The sequence below is a fragment of the Streptomyces aureus genome, from assembly GCF_000725495.1.
Lineage (GTDB): Bacteria > Actinomycetota > Actinomycetes > Streptomycetales > Streptomycetaceae > Streptomyces > Streptomyces aureus_B.
Window position 1 is genome coordinate 36069 of the sequence record NZ_KL647041.1, and the last position, 26424, is coordinate 62492.

The 26424-nt window shown below is 72.3% G+C and carries 17 protein-coding genes; 9 read left to right on the forward strand and 8 right to left on the reverse strand.

Annotation, left to right across the window (positions count from 1 at the left end):
- The first annotated feature begins 42 nt into the window (after positions 1-42).
- Entirely contained in the window at positions 43-1107 is a 1065-nt protein-coding gene (locus IO36_RS39955) for a hypothetical protein (RefSeq protein WP_037628077.1), read from the forward strand.
- Positions 1108-1177: 70 nt separating this feature from the next.
- Here IO36_RS39955 and IO36_RS39960 read toward each other — a convergent pair whose 3' ends face one another.
- A complete protein-coding gene (locus IO36_RS39960; protein WP_078943743.1) occupies positions 1178-2005 on the reverse strand; it encodes a DUF4232 domain-containing protein in 828 nt (275 codons plus the stop codon).
- Between the two features lie 386 nt (positions 2006-2391).
- The gene (locus IO36_RS39965; RefSeq protein ID WP_037628078.1) at positions 2392-2823 is read right to left on the reverse strand and encodes a nitroreductase/quinone reductase family protein; all 432 of its coding nucleotides are present in this window, start codon (positions 2821-2823) and stop codon (positions 2392-2394) included.
- 92 nt (positions 2824-2915) lie between these two features.
- On the opposite strand from IO36_RS39965, the gene IO36_RS39970 reads away from it, so the two are divergent.
- Together IO36_RS39970 and IO36_RS39975 are read left to right on the forward strand one after the other, a co-directional pair.
- Positions 2916-3752 carry an endonuclease/exonuclease/phosphatase family protein gene (locus IO36_RS39970; RefSeq protein ID WP_037628283.1) on the forward strand — a complete coding sequence of 279 codons (837 nt, stop codon included), beginning with the start codon at positions 2916-2918 and terminating at the stop codon, positions 3750-3752.
- A gap of 526 nt (positions 3753-4278) precedes the next feature.
- On the forward strand, positions 4279-4959 hold the full coding sequence (locus tag IO36_RS39975; RefSeq protein ID WP_209441343.1) for a DUF6082 family protein: 681 nt from the start codon (positions 4279-4281) through the stop codon (positions 4957-4959).
- 449 nt (positions 4960-5408) lie between these two features.
- On the opposite strand, the gene IO36_RS39980 is transcribed toward IO36_RS39975, so the two are convergent.
- Positions 5409-6923, reverse strand: coding sequence for a CehA/McbA family metallohydrolase (locus tag IO36_RS39980; RefSeq protein ID WP_037628080.1), 1515 nt, complete (start codon positions 6921-6923; stop codon positions 5409-5411).
- A gap of 339 nt (positions 6924-7262) precedes the next feature.
- Here IO36_RS39980 and IO36_RS39985 point away from each other — a divergent pair, with 339 nt between their 5' ends.
- The 3 genes from IO36_RS39985 (at position 7263) to IO36_RS39995 (ending at position 14643) form a co-directional block, all read left to right on the forward strand.
- A complete protein-coding gene (locus tag IO36_RS39985) occupies positions 7263-9857 on the forward strand; it encodes a bifunctional FO biosynthesis protein CofGH (protein ID WP_037628082.1) in 2595 nt (864 codons plus the stop codon).
- Positions 9858-10017: 160 nt separating this feature from the next.
- Positions 10018-13407: a tetratricopeptide repeat protein gene (locus tag IO36_RS39990; protein ID WP_037628084.1), complete on the forward strand. Its 3390-nt coding sequence runs from the start codon at positions 10018-10020 to the stop codon at positions 13405-13407.
- Between the two features lie 120 nt (positions 13408-13527).
- Entirely contained in the window at positions 13528-14643 is a 1116-nt protein-coding gene (locus IO36_RS39995; protein WP_037628085.1) for an ADP-ribosylglycohydrolase family protein, read from the forward strand.
- Positions 14644-14686: 43 nt separating this feature from the next.
- Here IO36_RS39995 and IO36_RS40000 read toward each other — a convergent pair whose 3' ends face one another.
- A complete protein-coding gene (locus tag IO36_RS40000) occupies positions 14687-16270 on the reverse strand; it encodes a sodium:solute symporter family protein (RefSeq protein ID WP_037628086.1) in 1584 nt (527 codons plus the stop codon).
- A 331-nt stretch (positions 16271-16601) separates the two neighbouring features.
- The gene (locus IO36_RS40005; protein WP_037628087.1) at positions 16602-17387 is read right to left on the reverse strand and encodes an SDR family oxidoreductase; all 786 of its coding nucleotides are present in this window, start codon (positions 17385-17387) and stop codon (positions 16602-16604) included.
- Positions 17388-17551: 164 nt separating this feature from the next.
- On the opposite strand from IO36_RS40005, the gene IO36_RS40010 reads away from it, so the two are divergent.
- Positions 17552-18391, forward strand: a complete 840-nt coding sequence (locus IO36_RS40010; protein WP_037628088.1) for a hypothetical protein — start codon at positions 17552-17554, stop codon at positions 18389-18391.
- A 141-nt stretch (positions 18392-18532) separates the two neighbouring features.
- Here the strand turns inward: IO36_RS40010 and IO36_RS40015 are convergent, their stop codons facing one another.
- The 3 genes from IO36_RS40015 to IO36_RS40025 all read right to left on the reverse strand — a co-directional run bounded on the left by IO36_RS40015 (position 18533) and on the right by IO36_RS40025 (position 21234).
- Positions 18533-18742, reverse strand: a complete 210-nt coding sequence (locus IO36_RS40015) for a DUF397 domain-containing protein (RefSeq protein ID WP_037628089.1) — start codon at positions 18740-18742, stop codon at positions 18533-18535.
- Between the two features lie 275 nt (positions 18743-19017).
- Positions 19018-19875 carry a helix-turn-helix domain-containing protein gene (locus IO36_RS40020; RefSeq protein ID WP_037628091.1) on the reverse strand — a complete coding sequence of 286 codons (858 nt, stop codon included), beginning with the start codon at positions 19873-19875 and terminating at the stop codon, positions 19018-19020.
- Positions 19876-20478: 603 nt separating this feature from the next.
- Complete coding sequence (locus IO36_RS40025; RefSeq protein WP_037628092.1) at positions 20479-21234, reverse strand: GOLPH3/VPS74 family protein; 756 nt, start codon at positions 21232-21234, stop codon at positions 20479-20481.
- A gap of 222 nt (positions 21235-21456) precedes the next feature.
- Here IO36_RS40025 and IO36_RS40030 point away from each other — a divergent pair, with 222 nt between their 5' ends.
- Both IO36_RS40030 and IO36_RS40035 read left to right on the forward strand, forming a co-directional pair.
- Positions 21457-24294 carry a serine hydrolase gene (locus IO36_RS40030; RefSeq protein WP_245173663.1) on the forward strand — a complete coding sequence of 946 codons (2838 nt, stop codon included), beginning with the start codon at positions 21457-21459 and terminating at the stop codon, positions 24292-24294.
- Positions 24295-24497: 203 nt separating this feature from the next.
- Complete coding sequence (locus tag IO36_RS40035) at positions 24498-26387, forward strand: hypothetical protein (protein ID WP_037628093.1); 1890 nt, start codon at positions 24498-24500, stop codon at positions 26385-26387.
- Positions 26388-26424 lie beyond the last annotated feature (37 nt).

Here is a 26424-nt window from a genome sequence, read left to right on the forward strand (position 1 = left end):
GAGTCCTGCCGAGGGGCGTACGCCTGTGCGAGGATGCGGGACATGGTCGGCTATGCGGTGAGTTTCCTGCTCGGCCTGGGGGTGAACCGGCTCTTCGTGACGGTCCGCCGGCGTCGGCGCACCACGGTCGAGCTGCGCGCGTCCTTGGCGCAATCGGTGACCGACTTCGGGGAGGAACTGGCCCGCCTGGAGCTCGACGTGAGCGGCCCGGACGTCACCCTCGCCGTTCTGGACGAGTACCGGGCGGCGCTGGAGGCGTACGACCGGGCCGGCTCGGCGCGCGCGGAACACGACGTGCTGGCCGCCCTGCAGGACGGCCGCGCGGCCATGATCCGTCTCGGTGCCCGCCGGCAGGGCCGCCCCGTTCCCATCGACGCCCTCCCTCCCGCCGCCCCCGGCCGTCCGCGGCCGCTCACCGCCACCGGCGAACGCCATGTGTCCGGCGGCCGGGGCGACGGCAGTACCGAAGTGCTCATCGACCGGCCCGAACCCGGCCGTCCTGCCCTGCTGGAGATCGATGCCACCGGCGGGGGCAGATTCGAGGTCAAGTCCATGACGAGCACCGAGGAGGGCACCCGCACCGACGAGGCCCTGATCTGGACGTACGGCGAGTACCACGGCCGACGTCACCTGCCCGTGGACCCCACCCATCTGCTCGTCACCGCCGACTCCGGCGGCGACGACCGCCGCTGGTCGGTCCGGGTCGCCCCGCTGTCGGCCGCGACGGTCCTCACCCCCGAACACCGCGGCCACGGCGACGAAGTGCTCCGTTACGACGGCGGCCCGGCGGTGCTCACCGTCCAGCTCCGGACCACCTACCCCAGGAAGGTCCGCTATCTGTGCGGCCGGTGCCTGACGTTCCGGTCCGACTGTCGCTGCCGCCCGCCCGCGTGGCCCCGGGGCACCCCGCGTGACGACCGGTTCGAGCTCGAGTACGGGTGGGGTGCCGGGCACTACGCGCTGCGGCTGCCACGCCCCGGCTTCCTGGTCATCCAGGACCAGGGCGGCGACGGCGCCTGGTACCTCACCACCCAGCCCGTGGACATCCCGCCGCCCGCCCTCCCCGCGGTGCTCGGGCGGCTCGGGCGGCTCGGACGCCGCCGTTGAGCGCGCCGTGGTCCGGGGCGCGGGACCCAGATGCCGTGGCAGGCGCAGAGCACGGCGAGGCCGCGGGCCGTCACTTCGACATGATGAAGCGCAGGGCGAAGCCGGAAGCGGTCGTCCAGTAGGTGACGAGCTGGCTGTTGTCCGCGTACAGCGTGCCGACGGGCAAGGGGACGTCGATCGGGCCGTCCGCGCTGCTGCCGGGCGTGGGTCCCTGGAGGCTGAGAGTGATGCTCTTCGCCGCGTACTCGTTCGTGGTGCCGCTGCTGACGAGCAGGGCGGCGTACGCCTCCTGGCCCGGGTCGAGGGTGACGGGCTCGCCCGGGGTCCCGTCGCTGTCCTTGATCACCGGAGTCGTGAACTGGGCGTCGGCACCCAGCTGCACGGTCGGGTAGCCGTAGAGGTTGCACTTCTCGGTGCTCGCGTTCTGGACGGTGAGCGCGAGGTGCCGGGCGTCCCGCTCCTTCACGGCGGAGACGCCGAGTTCCTTCTGGGTGCAGGGGACGATCGCGGCCTTGCCGCCACCGCCGGTGCCGCCGGCCGTGCCGCCGCCGCTGCCGGTGCTGCTCGTCCTGCCCGTGGCGGACGTCCCGCCGGTGCCGCCCGTGGTGCCCTTGCCCCCGGTCCTGCCCGTGCCGCTCGTGCCGTTCGTGCCTTTCGTGCTGCCTGCGGAGGCACCGCCGCTGCCGGCGCTCGTGCCGCCCGCGTCGGCCGAGGCGCCGCCCGGCTTCGCCGACGCCGAGGCGCTCGGCCGCTCCGAGGAGGTGGAGCCTTCCGCGTCCTTGACCGTGCCGTGCCCGCAGGCCGTGGTCGCGAGCAGCGTCGCGGCCGCGGTGGCCCCGAGGGCGTAGGACGTCCAGCGCCCGGGGCTCGTGCGGTTCCTGCGGGCAGACGTGTTCATGGTGTCCCGTTTCCTTTGCGATCCGTGGGGAGGCCGCGTGCGCCGGCGGTCGGTACTCCGGACCGACGGACATGGGTGTGCCATGCGGACGGGCGGGCCGGGGTGAGGTGGCGCTGCCGGGCGGATGACCCGCCCGGCCGGTGCGACAGCCACAGCATGGGATCTCCCGCGGGCCCGGGACAACGGAAGTCCGCCGACTCGGGACGCTGGAACATCCCACCCCGGACGACCTGCGAGAACGCGGAATCCTGGGACGCCCGTTGGGACGCCGGGGCCTGTCCGGCGGGTCGTGTCGTCGCCCGGAGGCCCGGGAAGACGGGAAGGGGCGGACGGAAAGGAGCGGACGGGAAGGGGCGGCCAGGCCCTGGGACCTTCAGGGCGTGGGCTCAGGCGCTGTCGGCCGTGGGGTCACCGGCCGTCCCCCGTCTCCACAGGTCCACCCGCACCGTCAGCAGCCCCGTCCCGACGAGCCGTACGGCGGCGCTGTTGCCCCGGGGCAGGGTACGCAGCCGGGCCAGGGGGTCGTCGTCCGGGAGGAGGTACGCCGTGCCCTCGTGCCAGCGGCCGCGGAGCCGCACCCGCACCCTCGGGTCCGCCTGGATGTTGCGTACGTACTGCGACCGCTCCCCGAACTCCGAGACCAGCCAGAAGACGTCGCCGACCCGGCGGCCGCCGAGCGGGGTGCGCCGGGGCAGTCCGGAGACCCGGCCGGTGGTCTCCAGGAGGATCTGGAACGGCATCCTGCGGGCGAGCGGGTTGACGACGTGCCGCTGGAGGGCGGTCGTGGCACGGAACCGGAGGTCGGTGTGGCGGGCCATGGTCTGTGGGGCTCCTGTCCGGACTGGTGTGGCGCGCAAGGGAGTTGCTTCAATGGTCCCCGATGTCGCGCGACGGGAGCAGGTGGCTGCGGATGCGGATCGTGACCTGGAACCTCTGGTGGCGGTTCGGGCCCTGGGAGGAGCGCCAGAAGGCCGTTCTGGCCGTGCTGCGCGAACTGCGCCCCGACGTCGTCGGGCTGCAGGAGGTCTGGGAGTGCGGGGGCCAGAACCTTGCCGGGTGGCTCGCGGACGAGCTGGGCATGCACTGGGCCTGGGCCGCCTCCGACGCGTCCGACCGCTGGCAGCGGCGGATCGGGGATCCCACGGTCGAGGTCGGCAACGCCGTGCTGAGCCGCTGGCCGGTGGTGGCGCAGGAGGTGCTGCGGCTGCCCGCCCCCGAGGAGCTCTACGACGGGCGGCTGGCCCTGTACACCCGCCTGGCCACACCCACCCACGAGGTGCCGTTCTTCACCACCCACCTCACCTCGGCGATCCACGCCTCGGGGGTGCGCCGCGAACAGGTCACCGCCCTCGCGGAGTTCGTCGCCGCGCACCGGGGCGGCACCGACTTCCCCCCGGTCGTCACCGGTGACTTCAACGCCTGGCCGGACTCCGACGAGATCCGGCTGTTCGGGGGCTACAAGACGTCCCCCGTGGTCCCCGGCCAGGTCTTCCTCGACGCCTGGGAGTACGCCGACCCGGCGGCCCCCTGGGCCACCTGGGACCCGGCGAACCCCTACGTCGGCCCGCACAGCCCCGCCGCCCGCATCGATTACATCCACGTCGCCCCACCCGGCCCCGCCGGCCTCGGCCACGTCCGCTCCGTACACCGAGCGGGCGACACCCCGACCGGCGGAGTATGGCCCTCGGACCACACAGCGGTCGTGGCGGACCTTGCACTGCCCTCGGCCGATCAGGCCGCCGACTGACGCCTGGCCCGTGGCGGCCGGTGCACGGAGCAGCGGGCGCAGGCAATGCCGGAGACGGCTGTCTCCGAGATTCATTTTCGGTAGTGCCGGGAAGTGTTTGGGTGTGTTCAGAAGTCTCCGACCCGAGGTGTCGAAATTTCCGCAGCACCTGTGGACGGGAACGGGAGTTACCGCTTCCGAAGGTTCAAGGTCTTTTGGTGCCCGCAAGCGCGCATGAGGGGCGCACCTATGTATGGCGGAGAGCGTCCGGGGGCATCGCGCGGAGTGCGCCCGACTCGAATTCCGGGGAAATATTCTTGTGATGTCGTTGACTGTGACGTACGGGTGTGAACGCGTGGTGCTGGCGGCACCGGAGATGTCCGTGAAAGTCGTCCCTGGATCATTGCACCGGCTCTGCCCTGCGTAAAAGACATGCCCCGTGTGCGCCCTCCGTGTGCTTCAGGTCGGTGGTTTTTTTGCCGCACGGGCTCGGGGAAAACCCCGATGAGAGGTGTGCGGGGGCGCTTTTGGCGCATCGGAGGGAATCATGGCTGGGTCGAGCCGCATGCGTGAGGCGTGCATACTCGGAATCACGACAATTGCCTCGTGCTTGGGATCGTTCGGGCTCACCTTGCTGCTCACGAGCGTCCCGGCCGTCCAATCCACGGCGATCGGCAACGCCGGTCAGGCGTACGGTGCCGCCGCTGCCGCCACCTCCGTCGTGGTCCTCATCTACATAGCGCGGACGTTCAGGCACCAGAGCGACGAATCACGCATGCATCGAGAAGTCCTGGAAGCGCAGACGGCCGAACTCTGCTTACAGCGCGAGAGTTCCCAGGGCCAGCACAAGACGGTGCAACGCTCGGCGGAAGCGGCGGTACGAGCCCGGCACATCAAGCTCCTTGAAATGGCCATCAAGGACCCCGTGCTGATGCAATGCTGGCCCATATACGGGATAGCGGACTCGGAGGAGTTGAGGAAGCAGTACATCTACTGCAACCTGATCATCTCCCATCACTGCATGTGTTACGAACTCGGGTATTTCACCGACGAGGAGGTGGAGCAGACGCTCTATCACACCTTCAGTAACAGTGTGGTGCGGAAATTCTGGGAGGCCACGCGGCCCGCGCGGACCCGCACGGCTCGGCATGGGGGTCAGATGCGAAAGTTCTACGACATGGCAGAACTTGCGTATCTACGTCAGTTGAGTGACGAGGGCGTGGCCTGACGAGGGATCTCCTGACCGGCCACGCCGCAGAAATCAAATGCCGGGCGGAGTCCATCCAGCGCTGATGAGGACCTCCCGTGGAACTACGACGAGTTCTTCGCCTTCTCCCACTCCTGATCCGGCGGGAAGTGAGTCTCGCATGTCACGCGATGCTGTGCGCCCAATGAAAGCCACGTCGCCCGATGACGTGGAGAACGCCGCCGGGCAGTTTTGGTCGCCAATGCACCTTTGATCCGGTGCATCCAGCCGTCCCGTGATTCGCATGCATGTACCTATCTCGAGGGTGTCCCTCCCGGGAAGTTTGTGACTTCTCCAGGGGGGAGCGCGTCAAGTGACACGACCGGTCGCCGTGGAGGGGCGATCGAAGAATCGCTTGAGCCGAATTTACGCCATGTCGTCGACATTCCATCGACATACGGCGCAAGCCGCTCACCGGCGTCGCGACTCGCTCACGCTCCCAGGAAGATCGGGTTCGTGAAGGCCGCCAGGGCTCCGGGGACCGGGCCCGCTGCTGTTTCGTGGCGGAGTTCGGCGCGGACGTACGCCGCGTAGGACGCCGTCGTACGCCATTCCACCGTGCCCGAGCCCGAGACGGGCAGCGGGTCGCCGGTGAACAGCAGGCCCTCGTCCGTGACGAGGCGGACCGTGCAGCGCGGGGCGCCCGTGGCCTCCAGGCGGACGGTGACGGGGGTGTCCGGGGCGACCCGCAACCGCTCGCCGATGCCCGCGTGTTCGCCCTTCGCCCCGGACGCGGAGAAGGAGAGGGAGACCAGCTTCGACTCGGCGACGTAGGAGCGGCCCGCGCGGATGCCGTCCTGGATCGCCTCGCGGGTCAGGTCGTCGGCGAGGACGACCGTCTGCGGGGAGCCGACCCGGTCGGGGTCCCGGTGGGCGTCGCTGTTGCCCATCGCCGGGAGCCAGCGGTGCTCACCGCGCACGGCGGCGACCAGCATGGCGTCCCAGGCCGCGAGGGCGACCTCGTCGTCGGGCGTGTACGGGCCGTTCCACACCTCGACCGCGTCCGCCTCGCCGAAACCGAACTTCCAGCCGCAGCCGACACAGGTCGCGTGCGGATGGGCCGGCACCACGAGTCCGCCGGCCTCGCGGATCCGGCGCGCGAACCGGCCGAACCGGTTGTCCCGGGCCCGGTAGCGCCAGTCCACGAAGGTGCCGGGCTCCGTGCCGAGCGCCAGCACGTGCCCGTTGCGCGTGGTGACCTCCTCGCCCAGCATCACCAGCAGGTCGTCACCCGCCTGGTCCGCCCAGTGCGGATGCGCCGCGTGCGTGTTGTGGTCCGAGGAGTTGATGAAGTCCAGGCCCGCCTCCCGCGCCAGCGCCGCGATCTCGGCGGGCGTGCGGCGGCCGTCGGAGTACCAGGAGTGCAGATGGCAGTCGCCCCGGTACCAGGCCCGCCCGCGGCCCCCGGCCCGTGCGGGCGGGTACACCGGCTCCGGCGCCGGGGCCGGCTTCCCGTACGTCAGGGTGATCGTCACCTCGTACGCCAGGCCCCCTGGCGCCACCGTGTACGGGCCGAGCGCGACGTGCCAGGTGCCGGGGCGGACCGGACCGGGGACGTACCCGGGGGTCGCGTCGTCCGAGCGGATGAAGAACTCCGTGCGCGCGCCGCCCGACCAGCCCCGGAAGCCCCGGCCGCCCAGGTCCGTACCGTGCTCGTCGAAGATCCCGATGTCCAGGGCGTTGCCCGCGGTCCCGGCCGGGACGGACGGCCGCTCGTAGGCGTAGGAGACCCTGATCTCCGCGACCCCGGCCGGTACGTCGACCGGCAGGTACACGAAGTCGGGGGAGCCGACGGGCAGGGTGCCGCGCACCGTCCTCGTCTCCTGATGGTCTGCCGCTTCCGCGTGCGCACCGCCGGCGAAGGTCACGCCTCCCAACGTAAGGGCGGCGGCCGCCCCCGTCATGAACAGCGCGCGCCTGCCGATGCCGCGGTCGTCCTCGCACATCCTGCTGCTCCCAGGGGTCGGGTGGGACTCTGGTGGGACAGGGCCAAGTGACATGAGTGCTGCGCCGTGCCGGGGACCACTGTGGGAGCACACCGTGAACGCGGGCGCACGGCAGGGGAATCGACGGCTTGCGAGCAGAACGACAGATGCCGCGCGGGCAGAGGGGTACCGGGGTCGTGCGGGCGGTGCGATGCCGTGCGGGCCGAGGGGTGTGCCGGGGGACCGACGGGCGCCCGGTCGTCCGACGGGGTACCGTCCGGACCGATCGACCGCGCGCCCCCGGCGAGGAAGCCCCTCGCGTCCCGCCACCCCCGGTGAACTCGACCGTATGCTCGAAGGATGACGACCTCCGCCACGAGCGCGACTCCCGGATCCGGGCCGACGGCGAACTCCATGCGGCGCGCCCTGAAACGCGCGCGGGACGGTGTCGCGCTCGACGTGGCCGAGGCCGCGGTCCTGCTCCAGGCCCGCGGCACGGACCTGGACGACCTGACCGCCTCGGCCGCGCGCGTACGGGACGCCGGTCTGGAGGCGGCCGGCCGGCCCGGCGTCATCACGTACTCCAAGAGCGTCTTCGTCCCGCTGACCCGGCTGTGCCGGGACAAGTGCCACTACTGCACCTTCGTCACCGTCCCCGGCAAGCTGCGCCGGGCCGGCCACGGGATGTTCATGTCCCCGGACGAGGTCCTCGACATCGCCCGCCGCGGCGCCGAACTCGGCTGCAAGGAAGCCCTGATCACCCTCGGCGACAAGCCGGAGGACCGCTGGCCCGAGGCCCGCGAATGGCTGGACGCGCACGGCTACGACGACACCATCGCCTACGTACGGGCCATCTCCATCCGCATCCTGGAGGAGACCGGCCTGCTGCCGCACCTCAACCCGGGCGTGATGTCGTGGACCGACTTCCAGCGGCTGAAGCCCGTCGCCCCGTCGATGGGCATGATGCTGGAGACCACCGCGACCCGGCTGTGGTCCGAACCCGGCGGCCCCCACCACGGCTCCCCGGACAAGGAGCCCGCCGTACGGCTGCGGGTCCTGGAGGACGCGGGCCGCTCCTCCGTCCCCTTCACCAGCGGACTGCTGATCGGCATCGGCGAGACGTACGAGGAGCGCGCCGACTCCCTGTTCGCGCTGCGCCGGATCTCCCGGGCCCACCACGGCATCCAGGAACTGATCATCCAGAACTTCCGCGCCAAGCCGGACACGGCGATGCGCGGGATGCCGGACGCGGAGCTGGACGAGCTGATCGCCGCCGTCGCCGTCGCCCGGCACATCATGGGCCCGTCCGCCTGCCTCCAGGCGCCGCCGAACCTGGTCGCCGGCGAGTACGAGCGGCTGATCGGCGCCGGCATCGACGACTGGGGCGGGGTCTCGCCGCTGACCATCGACCACGTCAACCCGGAGCGGCCCTGGCCACAGATCGAGCTGCTGCGCGAACGCTCCGCCGAAGCGGGCTTCGAACTGCGCGAACGCCTCTGTGTCTACCCGGAGTTCGTGCGGCGCGGCGAGCCCTGGCTCGACCCGCGGCTGCTGCCGCACGTCCGGGCGCTCGCGGACCCGGAGACGGGCCTCGCGCTGCCGGACGCCGTCGTCGAGGGCCGGCCCTGGCAGGAGCCCGAGGAGGCCTTCACCGCCTCGGGGCGCACCGATCTGCACAGCACCATCGACACCGAGGGCCGCACCGGCGACCGCCGCGAGGACTTCGACACCGTGTACGGGGACTGGTCGGCCCTGCGGGAGGCCGCCGCCCCCGGGATGGTCCCCTCGCGCATCGACACCGACGTACGGGCGGCCCTGGCGACCGCGGCCGACGACCCGACGAAGCTCACCGACGACGAGGCCCTCGCGCTGCTGCACGCCGACGGGCCCGCCCTCGACGCCCTGTGCCGGATCGCCGACGACGTGCGCCGCTCGGCGGTCGGCGACGATGTCACGTACATCGTGACCCGCAACATCAACTTCACCAACGTCTGTTACACGGGCTGCCGTTTCTGCGCCTTCGCCCAGCGCCGCACGGACGCCGACGCCTACACGCTCTCCCTGGAGCAGGTAGCCGACCGGGCCGCGCAGGCCTGGGACGTCGGCGCGGTCGAGGTGTGCATGCAGGGCGGCATCCACCCGGACCTGCCCGGCACCGCGTACTTCGACATCGCGAGGGCGGTGAAGGAACGGGTCCCCGGCATGCACGTCCACGCCTTCTCCCCGATGGAGGTGGTGAACGGCGCGACCCGCACGGGGCTGTCCATCCGCGAGTGGCTGACCGCGGCCAAGGAAGCGGGCCTGGACACCATTCCGGGCACCGCGGCCGAGATCCTGGACGACGAGGTGCGCTGGGTCCTGACGAAGGGCAAGCTGCCCGCGGCGACCTGGATCGAGGTGGTCACCACGGCCCACGAACTGGGCATCCGCTCCTCGTCCACCATGATGTACGGCCATGTGGACCAGCCCCGGCACTGGCTCGGCCACTTCCGCACGCTCTCCCGCATCCAGCAGCAGACCGGCGGCTTCACGGAGTTCGTGACCCTCCCCTTCATCCACACCAACGCCCCCGTCTACCTGGCCGGCATCGCCCGGCCCGGCCCGACGGCCCGCGACAACCGCGCGGTCATGGCGATGGCCCGGCTCCTGCTGCACCCGCACATCCCCAACATCCAGACCAGCTGGGTCAAGCTCGGTGCCGAGGGCGCCGCCGAGATGCTCCGCTCCGGCGCCAACGACCTGGGCGGCACGCTGATGGAGGAGACCATCTCCCGTATGGCGGGCTCCCGTTACGGCTCCTACATGTCGGTCAAGGACCTGGTCGCGGTGGCCGAGTCCGCGGGCCGCCCCGCCCGCCCCCGCACCACGCTCTACGGAGAGGTCCCCCTGGAGCGCCAGCAGACGGCAGCGGCCTCGGACGGCCATCTCCCGGAACTCCTGCCGGTGCTCGACTGAGGCACTGAGGGACCGGGGGAGAGCCGGAAGCGCGCTTCCGGCCGCCGAGGTCCCCGCTCAGCCGTCGTGCGGTCCCCGTCCCGCCGCCGCCCCTCCGGCCGGGACGGGATGCGCCAGACTGGGGGCGGACCGGGCGGGCCACGGGGGAGGGAGCGGGCCGATGGTGCGGGTGCGGGCGTCGATGCAGGAGTTGATCGAGGGGCGGCGGCGGCACGGCTTCGTGGGGCGTGGGGCCGAACGGGCCGTTTTCCGCGCCAACTTCGGGCTGGCGCCCGAGGACGAGCGGCACCGGTTCCTGTTCCATGTGCACGGGGACGCGGGCGTGGGGAAGTCGTTCCTCGTCCGTGAGATGGAACAACTGGCTCTCGAACACGGAGCGTTGACCGCCCACGTCGACGAGAGCGTCACGGGGCTGCCCGAGACCATGGAGGCGCTGAGCCGTCGGTTCGCGGCCCAGGGACACCGGTTCAAGGAGCTCGACCGGCTCCTCGCGGCCTACCACGAGAGGCGTCACGAGGCGCAGAGCGCCGTGCTCGCCCCGCAGGACACGGAGCCGCCCGGCCCCTCGGCGGCCGGCCTGACGGTGGCGCGGGCCGGCCTGCTCGGCCTCGGGATGGTGCCGGGCGTCGGCGCCCTCGCCGGGATCGTCGATCCCGCCCAGCTGGCCCAGGGCGCCGACCGGCTGCACGCGAGGATCAGCGCCCGGCTGCGGAGCCAGGAGGAGGTACGGCTGGTCCTCGCGCCCCAGGCCGTGCTCACCCCGGTCCTCGTCGCGGAGCTCTCCGAGGCGGCCCGGGCCGCGCCGTGGATCGTCCTGTTCTTCGACACGTACGAGAGGACGGGTCCGTTCCTCGACGGCTGGCTCCACACGATGATGACCAGCCGTGAGTACGGCGCGCTGCCTTCCACGGTCGTGGTGGTGACCGCCGGGCAGCGCCCCCTCGACACCGCCCGCTGGGGCGGCTTCGGCGACTTCGTCACCGAGCTGCCCCTCGGGCCGTTCACGGAGACGGAGGCTCGGGGGCTCCTCGCGGGCAAGGGCGTCGTCTCGGAGCCGGTCGTCGCGGAGGTCCTGCGGCTCACCGGCGGACTGCCCCTGCTGGTCTCGACCCTGGCCGAGCAGCGGCCGGCGGACCCCGAGGACGTCGGAGACCCCTCCGCCACCGCCGTCGAGCGGTTCCTCAAGTGGGAACAGGATCCGCTGCGCCGGGCGGTGGCGCTCGCGTGCGCCCTGCCCCGGAGCCTGGACCTGGACGTGTTCCGGGCGGCCGTCGAGCACCCGGACGGGGAGCGGGCGGCGGGGGAGCGCCCTGGCGGGGAGGGGACGGACGGGAGGCGCCCGGAGGGGGAGCGCGCGGACGCGGAGAGCGGCGCGCTGTTCGACTGGCTGCGCGCCCTGCCCTTCGTGGACGGCCGCGGCGACCGGGTCCGCTACCACGACCTGGTCCGCGAGGCGATGCTGCGGCTCCAGCGCCGCCACTCCCCGCGCGGCTGGACCGAGCGCCACGAGCGGCTCGCGGACGTCCTTCGCGGGTGGCGCGAGGAGGCGGGGAGGGGACTGGCCGACCCCGACGAGGTGTGGCGGCACGAGCCCTGGCTGCGGCTGCGGCTGGAGGAGTCGTACCACCGGCTGTGCGCCCGCCCTCGCGCCGCCCTGGGCGACGCGCTCCACGCGACGGTCGAGGCCTGCCGTGCCGACCCGGCGGCCGGGCGCACCTGGGCCAGGATGCTCCAGGAAGCCGGGGACGCGGCCGGAGCCCCGGTCCCGGGCGCGCTGGGCAGGTCGCTGGCCGAGGCCCTCGCCGACGAGGACGGGGTCGGCCGGGCCATGGAGCTGCTGCTGGCCCGCCCCGAGCTCCGGGGACGGGCCCGGGCCCTGGCCCACGGGGTGCTGGCCAGGGAACTGCGGGTCGCCGGGCAGTACACGCGGGCCCTGGCGGAGTACGACAGGGCGCTGGAACTCGATCCGGAGGAGGCGCGCGTGCACTACGGCCGTGGCCTCACCCTCCAGTCGCTGGAGAACCTCCCCGCGGCGCTCGCGGCCTTCGACCGGGCGGACGAACTGCGGCCCGGCACGGCCTGGATCATCGCCGAGCGCGCGGAGACCCACCGGCTGGCCGGCCGCGTGGCGGAGGCGGAGGCCGACTTCGACCGGGCCGTCGTGCTGGACCCGACGGACGCCGTCGCGCTGGCCTCCCGAGGGGTGTGCCGGCACGCCCTCGGCCGGTTCGAGGAGGCGGCCGCGGACTTCGACCGGGCGCTCGGCATCGACGGGGACTACCTGTGGGCGCTGGTGCGCAGGGCCCGGCTGCGCCGCGACACGGACGCGTGGGAGACGGCGTTCGCCGATCTGGACCAGGCCGCCCGCCTGGAACCCGACTCCCCCTGGGTCGCCTCGGAACGCGGCGACACCTACCGGCTCGCGGGCCGCTTCGAGGAGGCGGTCGCCGAACTCGGCCGCGCCGTCGCCCTCGCGCCCGGATATGCCTCGGCCCTGGCGAGCCGGGGCGCCTCGCACCTCGAACTGGGCCACGCGGCCCAGGCACTGGCCGACCTCGACCGCGCCGTCGAACTGGTCCCGGACTACGCCTGGGCGCTGGTGATGCGGGCCCGGGCGAAGCGCCGTCTCGACGACCTGCCCGGCGCGTACGAGGACCTGCGGCGCGCGCTCGCCGCGGAACCGGACGCCGACTGGATCGAGCTGGAGCTGGGCAGCACCTACCACCTGGACGACCGGTACCCGGAGGCCGCCGCCGTCTTCCGGCACCTCCTGGAACGGGACCCCGGGAACGAATCGGCGATGGGCTGCCTCGGCGCCGTCCTCCACGAGGCCGGGGACCACACGCAGGCGCTGGCCTGGCTCGACCGGGCCCTGGCGGCCGACCCGGACTACGCCTACGCACTCGACCGGCGCGCCCGCGTCCTCCGGGCGACCGGCCGGACCGGGCGGGCCCTCGCCGACTGGGAACGGCGCATCGCCCTGGGCGGCGACACGGCCGAGGCCCGCCGGGAGACCGCGGCGCTGCTGATCCACTGCGGCCGGTGGGAGGAGGCGGCGGCCCGGCTGGCCGAGGACCCGGCGCCGGGCCCGGACGACCCCCTCGTCCCGGACCGCGACCAGCTCCACGTCGAGGTTCTCCGGCACACGGGGCAGGGCGGGCGCGCCCGGGAGCTCGCCGAGCGGCTGCGCGAACAGGCACCGCTGCCGGGCACCTTCGAGCTGGCGATGACGGAACGGCGGTTCCGCGGCCGGGCGGCCGCGGAACCCTGGTGGCGGGAGCTGGCGCGGCTGCTGGACACGGAAACGGAGGAACCGCTCCGCGGGTCGGGCCGCTGCATCGTCGGGTGGGCCCTCGCGGACTGGGCCGCCGCCGACCGGGAACTGACCGCTCTGCTGGCCCTCGAGCCCGGCTGGGACGAGCTGGCGGACCTCGTGGACGTCCTCGCCGAACTCCTGCGCTCTCCCGACGCCGAGACGGCCGAGCTGACCCCGCGCCTCGCCACGGTCACGGCGGCCCGCGACGCCGTCCGGGAGCGCCACGGCGGCTGATCGAGCCGGTGGCGGAACCGGCCGGTTCTTTGTGGATCCGTGGCCTCAACCGACCGTTCGTGTTGGACTACAGTGCCGACCTGTCGGACGTACGTACGGTCAGTTCCGCAGGAGGTCTCGGTGGGGGCGACAGCCGGTGCCGTCTGGGGGCGCGGGGAGCAGCAGGACTTCCGCAGCCGGGTCCGCGGGACGCTGCTCGGCGCGGCCGTCGGCGATGCGCTGGGCGCCCCGGTCGACGGGCTCCCCCTCGAGGGCATCCGGGAGGCCTACGGAGCCGAGGGCCTGATCGGGCTCGCCCCCGCGTACGGGCGGCGCGGCGCCGTCACGCATCTGACCCAGCTCTCCCTGTTCGGCGTCGACGGGCTCATCCGCGCCCAGGTGCGCCGCGACACCGGCGCCTGGCATCCGCCGTCCGACGTGCACCGCGCCTACCGCCGCTGGGCGGCCACCCAGAGCGACTGGGGGCCCGACGAGCGCCGCAAGGACGACGGCTGGCTGGCCCGCGAGGAGTGGCTCTACGCCCGCCGTGACCCGGCCAGGGCCTGTCTGCTCGGCCTCGCCGACGACATCATGGGGACGCTGGACGCGCCCAAGAACCCGGGGGAGCCGGGCCCCGAGGCCGCCGCCCGTTCCGTGCCCTTCGGGCTGCTCGTCGGCTGGGAGCCGCAGCTCGTGATGCAGCTCGCCGTCGAGTGCGCGGCGCAGACGCACGGGCACCCCTCGGCGTACCTGACGGCGGGCGCGTACGCCGTGATCGTGCACGCGCTCGCCCGTGGGGAGAACCCCGACGCGGCCGTGCAGCAGGCTCTCGCGCTGCTCGTGGCCCGCCCGGGGCATCAGCAGGTCGCCGCCGCGCTCCAGCACGCGCTGGGCGCGGTCCGGCAGGGGATGCCCTCGCCCGAGCGGGTCGGGGAGCTCGCCGGGAGCGGCGCCGCGGAGGGGCCGCTGGCCGCCGCCGTGTACTGCGTGCTCGTCGGCGAGGACGTCCGGCACGGTCTGTGCCTCTCGGTGAACCACGGCGGGCCCTCCGCCGTCACCGGAGCCCTGGCGGGCGGTCTGCTGGGCGCCCTGCACGGGGAGACGGCCCTGCCGCCGGCCTGGCTGGCCGAACTGGAGGGCCGCCCCACGGTGCTGGTGCTCGCGGACGACTTCGCGATGGAGATGACCCAGGGGCCCGCGCTGCACGGGCCCGCCGGATCGTCCCCGGGCTGGCTCGCCCGCTATCCCCGCGCCTGACCGGATCCCCGGCCCCGCACGCCGGGGGCCCGTCCGGCAGGCGCTAGTCCTTCACGGGCGTGCCCACCGCGCCGTCCACCGCGCCGTCAGCCGCCCCCGCCGGTGCCGGGACCGCCGCGGCCGCCGAGCCGTCGTCGTCCGTGTTGAGCAGTTCGATGAGCGCGTCCCGCTCCGGGGTGTCCTCGGGCCGCAGGAGGCCGATGAGGACGTACAGGACCAGGGAGATGACCATCGGGACGGAGACCTGGTACTCCAGCTTCACGTCCGTGCGCTGCGAGAAGTCCAGGTGGTAGTTGACCAGGAAGAAGGCGATCAGGCCGCAGGCCCAGCTGGTGAGCGCCGCCGTCGGGCCGGACCGGCGGAACGGCCGCAGCAGGCCCAGGATGAACGGGATCGCGATCGGTCCCATGAGGCCGGCCACCCACTTGATGACGACGGTGATGATGTCCTTGAAGGTGGGGGAGTTGACCTGGGTCGCCACCGCCATGGACAGGCCGAGGAAGGCCACGGTGGTGACGCGGCCGGCGATGAGCCCCGAGCGGGTGTCCCAGGCGCGGGCGGCCCGGGAGAACACCGGCATCACGTCCCGGGTGAACACGGCCGCGATGGCGTTCGCGTCCGAGGAGCACATGGCCATCGTGTGCGAGAAGAAGCCGACGACGACCAGGCCCAGCAGCCCGTGCGGCAGCAGCTGTTCGGTCATCAGGCCGTAGGCGTCCGAGCCGTCCGGCTTCTGCGCCGTGACCAGGAGCGGTGAGAGCCACATCGGGATGAACAGGATGACGGGCCAGACGAACCACAGCCCGGCGGACAGCAGGGCCGACCGCGTGGCCTCCCGGGCGCTGCCCGTGGCCATGTAGCGCTGGGCCTGGTTCCACATGCCGCCGTTGTACTCGAACAGCTTGATGAACAGGTACGCGATGAAGAACACCGTGAGGTACGGGCCCGCGAAGCCGTCCCCGTGACCGTGCAGCTTCGGCGAGTCGAGCGCCTTGGACAGCCCGCCCTGGTCGGAGATCTTGTTCAGCACGATGACCAGCATCGACAGCCCGGCCAGCAACTGGATGACGAACTGGCCGAGTTCGGTCAGCGCGTCCGCCCACAGCCCGCCGATCGTGCAGTACACCGCCGTGATGCCGCCGGTGATGATGATGCCCTGGGTGAGCGTGACGCCGGTGAAGACGCTGAGCAGGGTGGCGATGGCCGCCCACTTCGCACCGACGTCCACGATCTTCAGCAGGATGCCGGACCACGCCAGCGCCTGCTGCGTCGGCAGGTTGTAGCGGTCCTTGAGGTATTCGAGGGGCGAGGCCACGTGCAGCCGGGACCGGAGCCGGTTGAGCCGGGGCGCGAAGGCCTTGGCGCCGATGGCGACGCCGATGGCGATGGGCAGCGCCCAGGTGACGTACGAGGTGATGCCGTAGGTGTACGCGATGCCGGCGTAGCCGGTGAACATCACCGCGCTGTAGCCCGACATGTGGTGCGAGATGCCGGACAGCCACCAGGGCATCCTGCCGCCCGCGGTGAAGAAGTCGCTGACGTCGTCCACCCGTTTGTGGGACCAGACGCCGATCGCGGTCATCACGCCGAAGTACGCGACCAGGACGGCCCAGTCGAGACCGTTCATGTGCCCCCTCCAGGGGTCCGCCTTGTGAACCTGCAGATACCGGACGGCACTTCGCCAGTAGGCAGTCGGGCGGCCCCGTGCGGGAGCGGGGACTTGGGGGATTGAACCGCCGGTCCGACCGGCCGGTCAAGACCTCGCGCGGTCACAGATATGAACGGGGATCAGAAAGCAGAACGATTTTGCCTCCACTTTACCCACCGGGCGGTTGTCGTGCTCGTGACGTGGACCACACCATGGGCGGGCACTTCGTCAGACCCACAGCAGCAAGGAGAAGCAGGCAGCCGTACGGGATGCGGGTCCCGTACGGCTGGGAGGGGAGCGGCCGTACCGGCTACCGCATGATCTCGCCCGCGTTCACGAGCAGGGACTGCCCGGTGATCGCCCGGGCCCGGTCGGAGGCAAGGAACGCCACGGCGTCCGCCACGTCCCCGTCCGTGGCCAGCTCGGGCAGGGCCATCCGTTCGGTGAGCCGCTTGCGGACCTCGGCCTCGGGCACCTGCTCGGTGTGGGCCGTGAACTGCACGTACGCCTCCACCGGAGGACCCCACATCCAGCCGGGCAGCACGGTGTTGACCCGGATCCGGTGCGGTCCGAGCTCGCGCGCGAGGGAGTACATCGCGCTCGTCAGCGCGCCCTTCGAGGCCGCGTAGGCCGCCTGGCGCACCTGGCTCGGCGCGGCGACCGAGGACTGCGTGCCGATGACGACGACCGAACCGCCGCGTTCCTTCAGGGCGGGCAGGCAGGCGCGGGTCATCCGCAGCGTGCCGAGCAGGTTCACGTCGATGACCGACCGCCAGGTCGTGAAGTCGGCGTCCTCCAGGCCGCCGAAGTAGCTGTCCCAGGCGGCGACGTGGACCACCGCGTCGATCCGCCCGAAGCGTTCGGCGGCGAGTGCCGCGAGCGCCTCGCACTGCCCCTCGTCGGTGATGTCCGTGGCGCGGAACGCCGTGTGCGTGCCGTCCGGGTCCAGTTCGGCCGCCACCTTCGCGAGGTTGGCCTCCGTGCGCGCACCGAGCACGGCGTTGCCCCCCTCGCGCACCACGGCCGCCGCGACCTGATGGCCGAGCCCGGCTCCGACTCCCGACACCACCACGGTCCTGCCGTCGAGCAGTGACATCCGAGGCCTCCCCTCGTCGCGGCCCGGCCCGGTCCGTCGGTGCGAGGAACGCTCCCACTCGCCTCCGACGCGGCTCTGGCGCATTGTCTGACGGGGCGTCAGAGTAGGGGCGTCCGGAGGAGGAAGGAAGTCCCGCGCACGTTCCACCGAGGAAGGGGTTCGTCATGTCGGAGGAGACCCGCAGCGAGACCTACGCGGAACTGGCCGCCCTCGGCCCGTACGGCGTCCGTCCGGGCCACGCGCTGATCACCCTGGTCGAACCGCACCCGGGCCACGAGTACGCCTACAACCGCTGGTACGAGGACGACCACTACTACGCGGGCGCGATGGCCATGCCCTGGATGTACGCCGGACGCCGCTGGGTGGCCACCCGCGACCTCCAGCTGCTGCGCTACCCCGAGAAGTCGGCGGTCGCCCAGCCGGTCACCGCGGGCTGCTACATCTCCACCTACTGGGTCACCGAGGGCCGCTACGACGACCACATGAAGTGGACCGTCGGCATCAACAAGCGGCTGAACCGCGACGGCCGCGTCTACCAGGACCGTACGCACGTCTTCACGGCCTTCCAGGACCACGAGACCACCGTCTACCGCGACGGCGCGGCGGGCCCCCGCGACTTCCACGCCCTGGACCACCCCTACGCCGGTCTCGTGGTCGAGGTGATCGACGCCGAATCCCCCGAACAGCGCGCCGAGTTGCTGGAGTGGCTGCGCTCCCGCCACCTCCCGAAGCGTCTCGGTGGCTCACCCGCGGCCCTGGTCACCGTCTTCCGCCCGACACCGCTGCCCGGCGACCGCATGACCTATGTGAAGCAGGTCGAGGGCGTGGACACCCGGCTGACCCTGCTGTGGTTCCTCCAGGCGGATCCCCGCACGTGCTGGGAGGACCACTTCACGGGCCTGGACGCGGCCGTGGCGGAGTCGGGCCTGGGCCGGGTGGAGTTGGTGGCCCCCTTCATCCCCACGGTCCCGGGAACGGACACGTACGTGGACCGGCTGCGCTGAGGAGACGGCGCCCGGCCGCGGCCCTCCGGAGTCGGAACGGGCCGCACGGATGGAGCCGGCCCTCTCGGCCAGGTCGGCGGGCCGGACGAGAGGGCTCTGTCGTTGGAGCGTATGAAGTTGTTCCGGCCACAGGGGGTCGGGTCAGACGAGGGCGGACCCTCCGCGGCTCACCTCGGTGACGAAGGCGTTCCAGGCGTCCGCGGGGAAGGCCAGGGTGGGGCCGGCGGGAACCTTGGAGTCCCGGACGGCCATCGCCGCGACGACCGGGGACTTGACCTCGACGCAGGCGCCGTTGCCGGTGGAGTAGGAAGACTTGGTCCAGGTGTCGGTGGCGCCCTGCTGAATTGCCATGATCGCTCCAGAGAACTGTCGTTCGTCGATGAGTTGCCACCACCGGGCCGTCGGCGCACTGTCACCGGACCGCGGATCCGTCAGGACACCCGCAGTCCGGATTGCGCCAACGTGATTGCTCGATGGCGTGATCGACGCTACTCGCCAACATCGGCTGACGAAGCGACTATTCACCCGACTGGATGGCATATTCCATGGGGGTCTTCCGCGAAAGGGCGGCAACGGTGTAAGGTCCGGCCGCCCTTCGCCTGGGTGCCCTCACGGGGCCGTACCGGTCAGCGCGCGTACTCCTTGGCGAGGTCCGCGATGAACTGGCGCGACTGCTCCACGTTCAGCGCCTGGGCCCGCAGGTGCTCGTACATCACGCTGTACTTCTGGACGTCGTTCGCCTTCTCCAGGTACAGGTCGCTGGTCACGCCCTCGATGTAGACGACGCTGGAGTCGGCCGCGTCGGGGAACTCCAGGATCGCGTACTGGCCGTTGAGGCCCGGGTGCGCGCCCATGTCGAAGGGGATCACCTGCACGGTCACGTGCGGCAGCTGCGACTGCTCGACGAGGTACTCCAGCTGCTCGCGCATCAGCGCGCGGTTGCCGACGGCGCGGCGCAGGGCCGCCTCGTCCAGGACGGTCCACAGGCGCAGCGGGTTGTCGGGGGCGGAGATTCGTTCCTGCCGCTTCATCCGGACCTGCACGCGCTTGTCGATGTCGGCGGCCGCGGTCTCCGGCAGCGCCCCCGCGATCAGTGCCTCGGCGTACTGCCGGGTCTGCAGCAGCCCCGGGACGACCTGCGGGTCGTACACGCGCAGGCTCGCGGCGTCGGTCTCCAGACCGATGTAGACGCTGTACGGGATGTCGCCGAAGGAGTGCCACCAGCCCTGCTGGCGGGAGTCCTTGGCCATCTGCATCAGCGAGTCGACGATCCGGTGGTCCTCGACCTCGTAGACCCCGCACAGATCGCGGACGTCGCGCTGGCTGATACTGCGTCTGCCGTTCTCCAGGCGGCTGATCTTCGACTGGGAGACGAGCAGGCGCTCGGCGACCTCTTCGGCCGTCATGCCCTTGAGTTCGCGGAGCCGCCGAAGCTCCTGGCCCAGCCGGCGCCGCCGGACGGTGGGATTGACACTTGACGCCACGGGACGTGCACCTCCGGCTGCGGGCCTGTACTTTGCGTATCTGCTGTTGAGCAGATTGCCACCAAGGTGCTTTCTACCGCTGGGAAACGGCGTATATGCGCCGGGTGGGCGCAAGTTCACAGATTCCGCGTGTATAGCCGAGGGTCGGCGGGTCGGGGACCGTCGTCGCGATTCCGGCGAACTCCCCTTGATCGCATGAGGGATCGGCGTCGCGATCCGGTGGGATCCGGCCGTGTCCGGTCGGACGTGGACGCAGTCCGGTCGGAGGACGCCGTGTTCCGGTCGGACGCGCTCGTGTTCCGGGCGGTCGCCACTGTGGCGCGGGCCGCCGCCCGTGCGCACGCCGGCTCCCGGGCGTGGACCTCGCCCGGATGCGGTCGCGCGGGGCGGTGGGACCGTGTCGTCGTCCGGACGTACGGTCCCGGCCACCCCGCGCGAGCCTGCGGCTCCCGAACCGGATCATGGGGACTGCGGTGCGGCGCTGGGTCTTACGGCGGTGCTGGCGGTGCTGGCGGTGCTTGGCCGTGCAGGTGCGGTGGTGCCGGTGCGGTGTGCCACGGGTGCCGGCGGCGGTGTCCGAAGCGGGCCGCCGGGGCTCGCGGCTCAGTGCGCCACGGCGCGCGCCATCGAACCATGGCGCGGCTGCATCGGAACGCCGCGTGCGGGCTCCGGTGCGGACCTGACGCCGGCGGTGGCCGGACGGCCTGCCGGTGCCGGGTTGCGGCGCGGCTGTGCCGCCACACCGCTCTGAACGTCCATCACGGCGTGCGCCACGAGGCCGCCCATGGGGTCGTGCCTGATCAGGTCCCGCAGCCGGGACCGGGACGATCGTCCCTCGTTCCCCGGATACAGGTGCTTGCCGAGACCGACCGCGTGGGCCAGTGCGGCGAGCGCCGCGGTCCGCGGGTCCGGCGGTACGCCGGTGCGGATCGCGTTGTCCAGCCGGGCTCGGATCTCCCGGCTGATGTCCGTGTCCGTCGCCTGGTAGCGAGTCGTCGGAAGAACCCCGCACATCTGGCCTGCCACGGCATGGACCATGCCGCACCTCTCCAGATGCGAGAGGTAGGTCTGGCGAAGCCCCAGGCGGGGTCCGCCGATCCAGTTGACCGCGCGTACGGGTGCCCCGCGGCGGCGAAGGAGTTCCAACGCACAGTCGAGTGTCGGATCTCCGGTCGGCCGTGGCACCACCACGGCGATACGATCCCCGTCTGGGGCTATCCGTCCGGCCAGCGCCAGCTCCACTAGCTGTGCTCCGGCCAGACCGAGGTCGAGCGACTGCGGCTGCGCGGTGGTACCCGTGGCCGGGTCCAACGCCAGCAGCAGAAGCTCCTCCGGAATTGTTCTGCGGCTCTTGCCCATCCATGCCTCCCCGCGTGGATGAATGACAGGGTGACCCCTCTCACATTGGTCTGTCGAGAGCACGTGACCGGAATATGAGGGAACCGGCAGGTATGTCGTTCTCGTCTACCGCAAGGGTCGAGCCCTCGCACAGGACACTGGTACATGGTTCGGGCAGCGGTGTCCGGGCGGCGGTTCAAGGGTTTGACGGTTCGTTTTCGGTGCGCGGAGGGCGCGCGCCGCATGGAGGAGGCATCGGTGGCGGGCGAGTCCCCCGACAGGTCGAAGCAGCACGAGTCGTCGGCGTCGTCGGCAGAAACGACGCCGGCGAGCCCGGCGACGGTTCCGGGTCCGGCGCGGTCGGGCGCGCAGGCGACGGCCCAGAGCTCGGCTCCGGCCGACCCCAGGATGGCGATGGCCCGTGAGCGGGCCGCCACCGTACGGGTGGATCAGGCGACGGCGGTCTTCTCGACGAAGGCGCTGTCGGGGGAGGGCTCCCGCACGGCGGACGCCGCTCCCGCGGCCGAGCCGGAGACGGCCACGGATTCCGCCGGGAGCGACGGCGCGTCAGGGGAGAAGAACGCCGAGGGCGACACCCGGCTGCGCGCGGCGGTGGCCGCGTGGGTCGCGGGCTCGGACGAGCCCGCCCCGGAGGACGCGTCGGACGGCGACGCCGGTGACCAGGACGGGGCCGGGACGGGCGCCGGAGCGACGGACGGGTCCGGGGACGCCGACGACGACGCCGAGGCGTCCGAGGGTGACACGGACGGTGCGCAGGCCTCCGGCGAGGCCGAGGGCGCCGACGCCGTGACCGGGCCCGCCGACGAGCAGGACGAGCCCGCGGAGGCCGAGGCGACGGACGGCACGTCCGACGCCGATGACGCCGACGCCTCCGGCGCGACGTCCGCCACGGACGAGGCCGCCGATTCCGCCGCCGACATCGATATCGACGCCGACACGGACGGCGACGAGGACGCCGGGTCCGGCTCCGAGCCGAGGGCCGCGGCCGACGCGACTCCCGCCGACGACGAGCCCGAGGACGACGAGCCCGAGGACGCGCGCGCCTCCGCCTCCGAGGACACGAGCGAGGACGCGAGCGGCCCCGAAGCCGAGGCCCGGCACGAGGACGAGCCCCAGGACGCCCCCCAGGACCGCTCCGACGCAGCCGGGGACTCCTCCGACGAGCCCGTGGACGCTCCGGCGGACGCGGTCCCGGACAAGGTCTCCGACGAGCCCTCCGGCGCGAAGCCCGACTTCACCGACACCGACTCCGACGAGGACTCCGCCCCCGAGCCCCGCGTCGACCAGCCCACCGCCGTCTTCAAGACCCAGCGCCGCCCCGCCGTCGACCAGCCCACCACCATGCTCAAGCTGGGCGGCGCGACCCGGAGGCCGGCCGACGAGACGTCGGACGAGAAGCCCGGCGACAAGCCCGCCGGCACCTCGTCGGAGCGGACCGGCGACAAGCCCGCCTCCTCCGGCGTGCGCACCAGCAAGTTCGTCCCGCTCAACCGGCTCGACGACTTCGCCCCGGCGCGCCCGAAGCCCGAGTCCGCCGCCGAGCCGGAGACCGCCGAGCCGGAGACCGCGAAGCCGGAGCCCGCCAAGGCCCGGCCCGCGAGGCCGGAGCCCGCCAAGGCGGCGAGCCCCGCCGCGCCGGCCCCCGCCGCGAAGCCCGCGCGCACCGCGCCGCCCGCCCCCAAGCCGGTCGACAGACCCGCCACGGCCACGGCCACCACGGCCATCCCGCAGGTGGGCCCCGAGCGCACCACCCAGCTCCCGCTTCCTCCGAAGCCCCCGCTGGACCTGCTCGCCGAGCTGACGAACACTCCGCCGCCGCCGCAGACCCCGGTCCGCACCCTCGTGCGGCGCGTCAAGATCTGGACGCCGCTGGTCCTGCTGCTCGTGGTGATCTTTGCAGTCGCGCAGGCATTCCGTCCGCTGCCGGCCCCGTCGCTCGTGCTCAGCGCCGACAGCACGTACACCTTCGGCGGCGGCACGCTCGACCTGCCCTGGCCCGGTCAGGGCCAGTCCGCGATCGAGGTGGACGGCGTGGGCAGCCTGGGGACCGACGGCAAGCAGACCCCCGCCCCCACGGCGAGCGTCGCCAAGATCATGACGGCGTACGTGATCCTTCAGGAGCACCCGCTGAAGGGGAACGAGGACGGCGAGAAGATCACCGTCGACCAGCAGGCCGAGGACGAGTCGAAGCTGCCGGACGAGTCGACGGCGCGGATGACGAAGGGCCAGCAGTTCACCGAGCGTCAGATGCTCCAGATGCTGATGATCCCCTCGGGCAACAACGTGGCGCGGCTGCTGAGCCGCTGGGACTCCGACGCCAAGAGCTTCGTCGCCAAGATGAACGCCGCGGCCAAGGACCTCGGCATGACGAACACGACGTACACGGACCCGAGCGGTCTGCAGAAGACGACGGTCAGCACGGCCACGGACCAGATCAAGCTGGCCAAGAAGGTCATGAAGAACGACGTCTTCCGCAGCATCGTCGGGATGGCCAAGGCGGACATCCCGGGGCTGCCCGGCACGATCTACAACAACAACGACCTGCTGGTGAAGCAGGTCGGCGTGATCGGTCTGAAGACCGGTTCGTCGACGCCCGCCGGCGGCAACCTGGTGTGGGCCGCGACCAAGGTCGTGGACGGCAAGACGCAGACGATCTACGGCGCGGTGATGAACCAGAACGCCGGCACCGGCAAGCTCTGGGACAGCCTCCAGCTGGCGATCACGAACAGCCAGAAGCTGATCGACAAGGTCCAGCAGGGCCTGGTCACCGCCACGGTGGTGAAGAAGGGCCAGGTCGTCGGGTACGTGGACGACCAGCTCGGCGGCCGGACCCCGGTCGTCGCCACGAAGAACATGACCGCGATCGGCTGGCCCGGTCTGAAGACCCGGCTGAGCATGGCCGAGGGCACGTCGGCCGTCCCGCACACCGGCAAGGCGGGCACGGTCGTCGGCGAGCTGAGGGTCGGCGACGGCTCCAGCGACGCCGTACGCATCCCGGTCGCGCTGAAGTCGGACCTCGCCGAGCCCGGCTTCGGCGCGAAGCTGACCCGCGTCGGCTGAGCCGACGCGGACACCGGTGACGTACCCGCGTACGCGCCGGTGACGTACGACGGGGAGCGGCACACGCACCGCGCTCCGCCGGACGGCGCCCCGCTCGGGGCCCTTCCGGCGGGGCGCGTGCTAGCGTCGCGCTCATCGGGGCTGCTCGCGAGCCGCGGGTCCCGGCCCAGAACGGACCCACGGGACACGGGGAGAACCTTGCAGTGGCGACAGCGGAGCCGACACGAGCCGACGACGCCGAAGCGGGCCAGGGAACGGGCCCGCGAATACCGCTGAGCACAGGCATCCGCGAGGCGGTCCGCGAACCGGCCGGGGACCTCGAGCCGGGCGGCGACGCCCCCGGGGAGCCCGGCGGGACCGGGTTGGCCGCGCGCACCGCGGACCTGGTCCGTGACCTCTACCGGCGGTATCCCGCGCTCCTGTTCACGGCCTTCGCCGGCGTCCTCCACATCGTGTGGTTCTTCACGTTCGCGAACAGTGGGGGCGACCTGGCGGCGCAGGACGCCTGGGCGGAGTTCGTCGGCCGGCACCCGGACTCGGCGTACAACCTCGCCTGGTACGGCGGCATGCATCCGGTCTCCTACAGCGTGGTCTCGCCGTATCTCATGTCGGTCCTCGGCGTCCGGACGACGATGATGATCGCCGGGACCATCTCGGCCGGGCTGCTGACGATGATCCTCGTCCGCAGCCGGGCCGTGCGGAACCCGGTCGCCACCTCGCTCGCCGGCGTCTTCGCGCTGCTGTGCAACGCCATCTCGGGCCGGGTGACCTACGGGCTCGGCACCGCGTTCGCGCTCGGCGCGGTCGCCGTCGTCTTCTGCTGGCCGCACCGCTGGCGCTACAAGCGCTGGGCGAAGGCCCTGTGCGCGGCGCCGCTCGCCGCGCTCGCGACCGCCGCCTCACCGGTGGCCGGACTGTTCGTGGGCCTGCTGGCCGTGGCCCTGTTCCTCCAGAAGCGCCGACCCGGCGCCTACGCGCTGGGCATCGCCCCGACCGTCGTGGTCGGGCTCTCGGCCCTGCTGTTCCCCTTCTCCGGCACCCAGCCGATGACGTTCTTCTCGGTCATCCTGCCGTTCGCCTCCGCCGCCTCGGTCTACTACCTGGTGCCCAAGGAGTGGACGACGGTACGGATCACCGCCGCGGTGTACGGCCTCTCGGTGGTCCTCGTCTGGCTGATCAGCTCCCAGATCGGTTCGAACATCACCCGTCTGGCGATGCTGTTCGCGGGCGTCGCGCTGGTCGCCGCCCTGCCGTTCGCCGAGCCGAAGTCGCGCAAGTGGTACGGCATCGTCCTCTCCTTCGCCGTGTTCACCGGATGGATCGGCGTCAAGACGGGCGACGACATCCTGCACACGACCCCGGAGGCGTCCTGGGCGCGCGAGCTGGCCCCGCTCGTCCACCAGCTCCAGCTCGCGGACGCCGAGAAGGGCCGCGTCGAGGTGGTCCCGGCCCGCTCGCACCGCGAGGCCTCCGCCCTCGCCCCGTACGTGAACCTGGCCCGCGGCTGGAACCGCCAGGCCGACATGAAGCGCAACCCGCTCTTCTACGACGACACGCTCAACTCCGCGAACTACCACGAGTGGCTCCAGCGCTGGGCCATCCACTACGTGGTGCTGCCCAAGGGCGAACCGGACGGCGACGGCGGCCAGCGCGAGCGCCAGCTCGTCCAGCGGGGCATGCCCTATCTCCGGCAGATCTGGGGCGACGCCAACTGGCAGCTGTTCACCGTCACCGACCCGACCCCGCTCGCCGAGCCGCACGCCGTCGTCGACCTGGCCGACCAGGGCGAGATGACCATCGAGGTGAAGGAGGCGGGCCGCATCCTCATCCGCATCCCGTACTCGCCCTGGCTGAGCATCGTCGACCAGGACGGCAAGAGCCTGAAGGCACCCGAGGAGACGAAGGCCTCGAAGCGCCGCACGGACGGCGGCCCGAAGACGTACGCCAACGTCAACGGCTGTCTGATGCCGACGGACGAGACCCCGGCGGGCGACATCTGGACGGAGCTGCTCGCGCCGAAGCCGGGCACCTACCGCCTCGCGGCGCCCTACCAGCTCCCCCGGGGCACCCCCTGCCCGGAGGAACTGCGCTGACCCCCGGGCTCCGCGGGACCTGCCCGTCCCGTCCCGT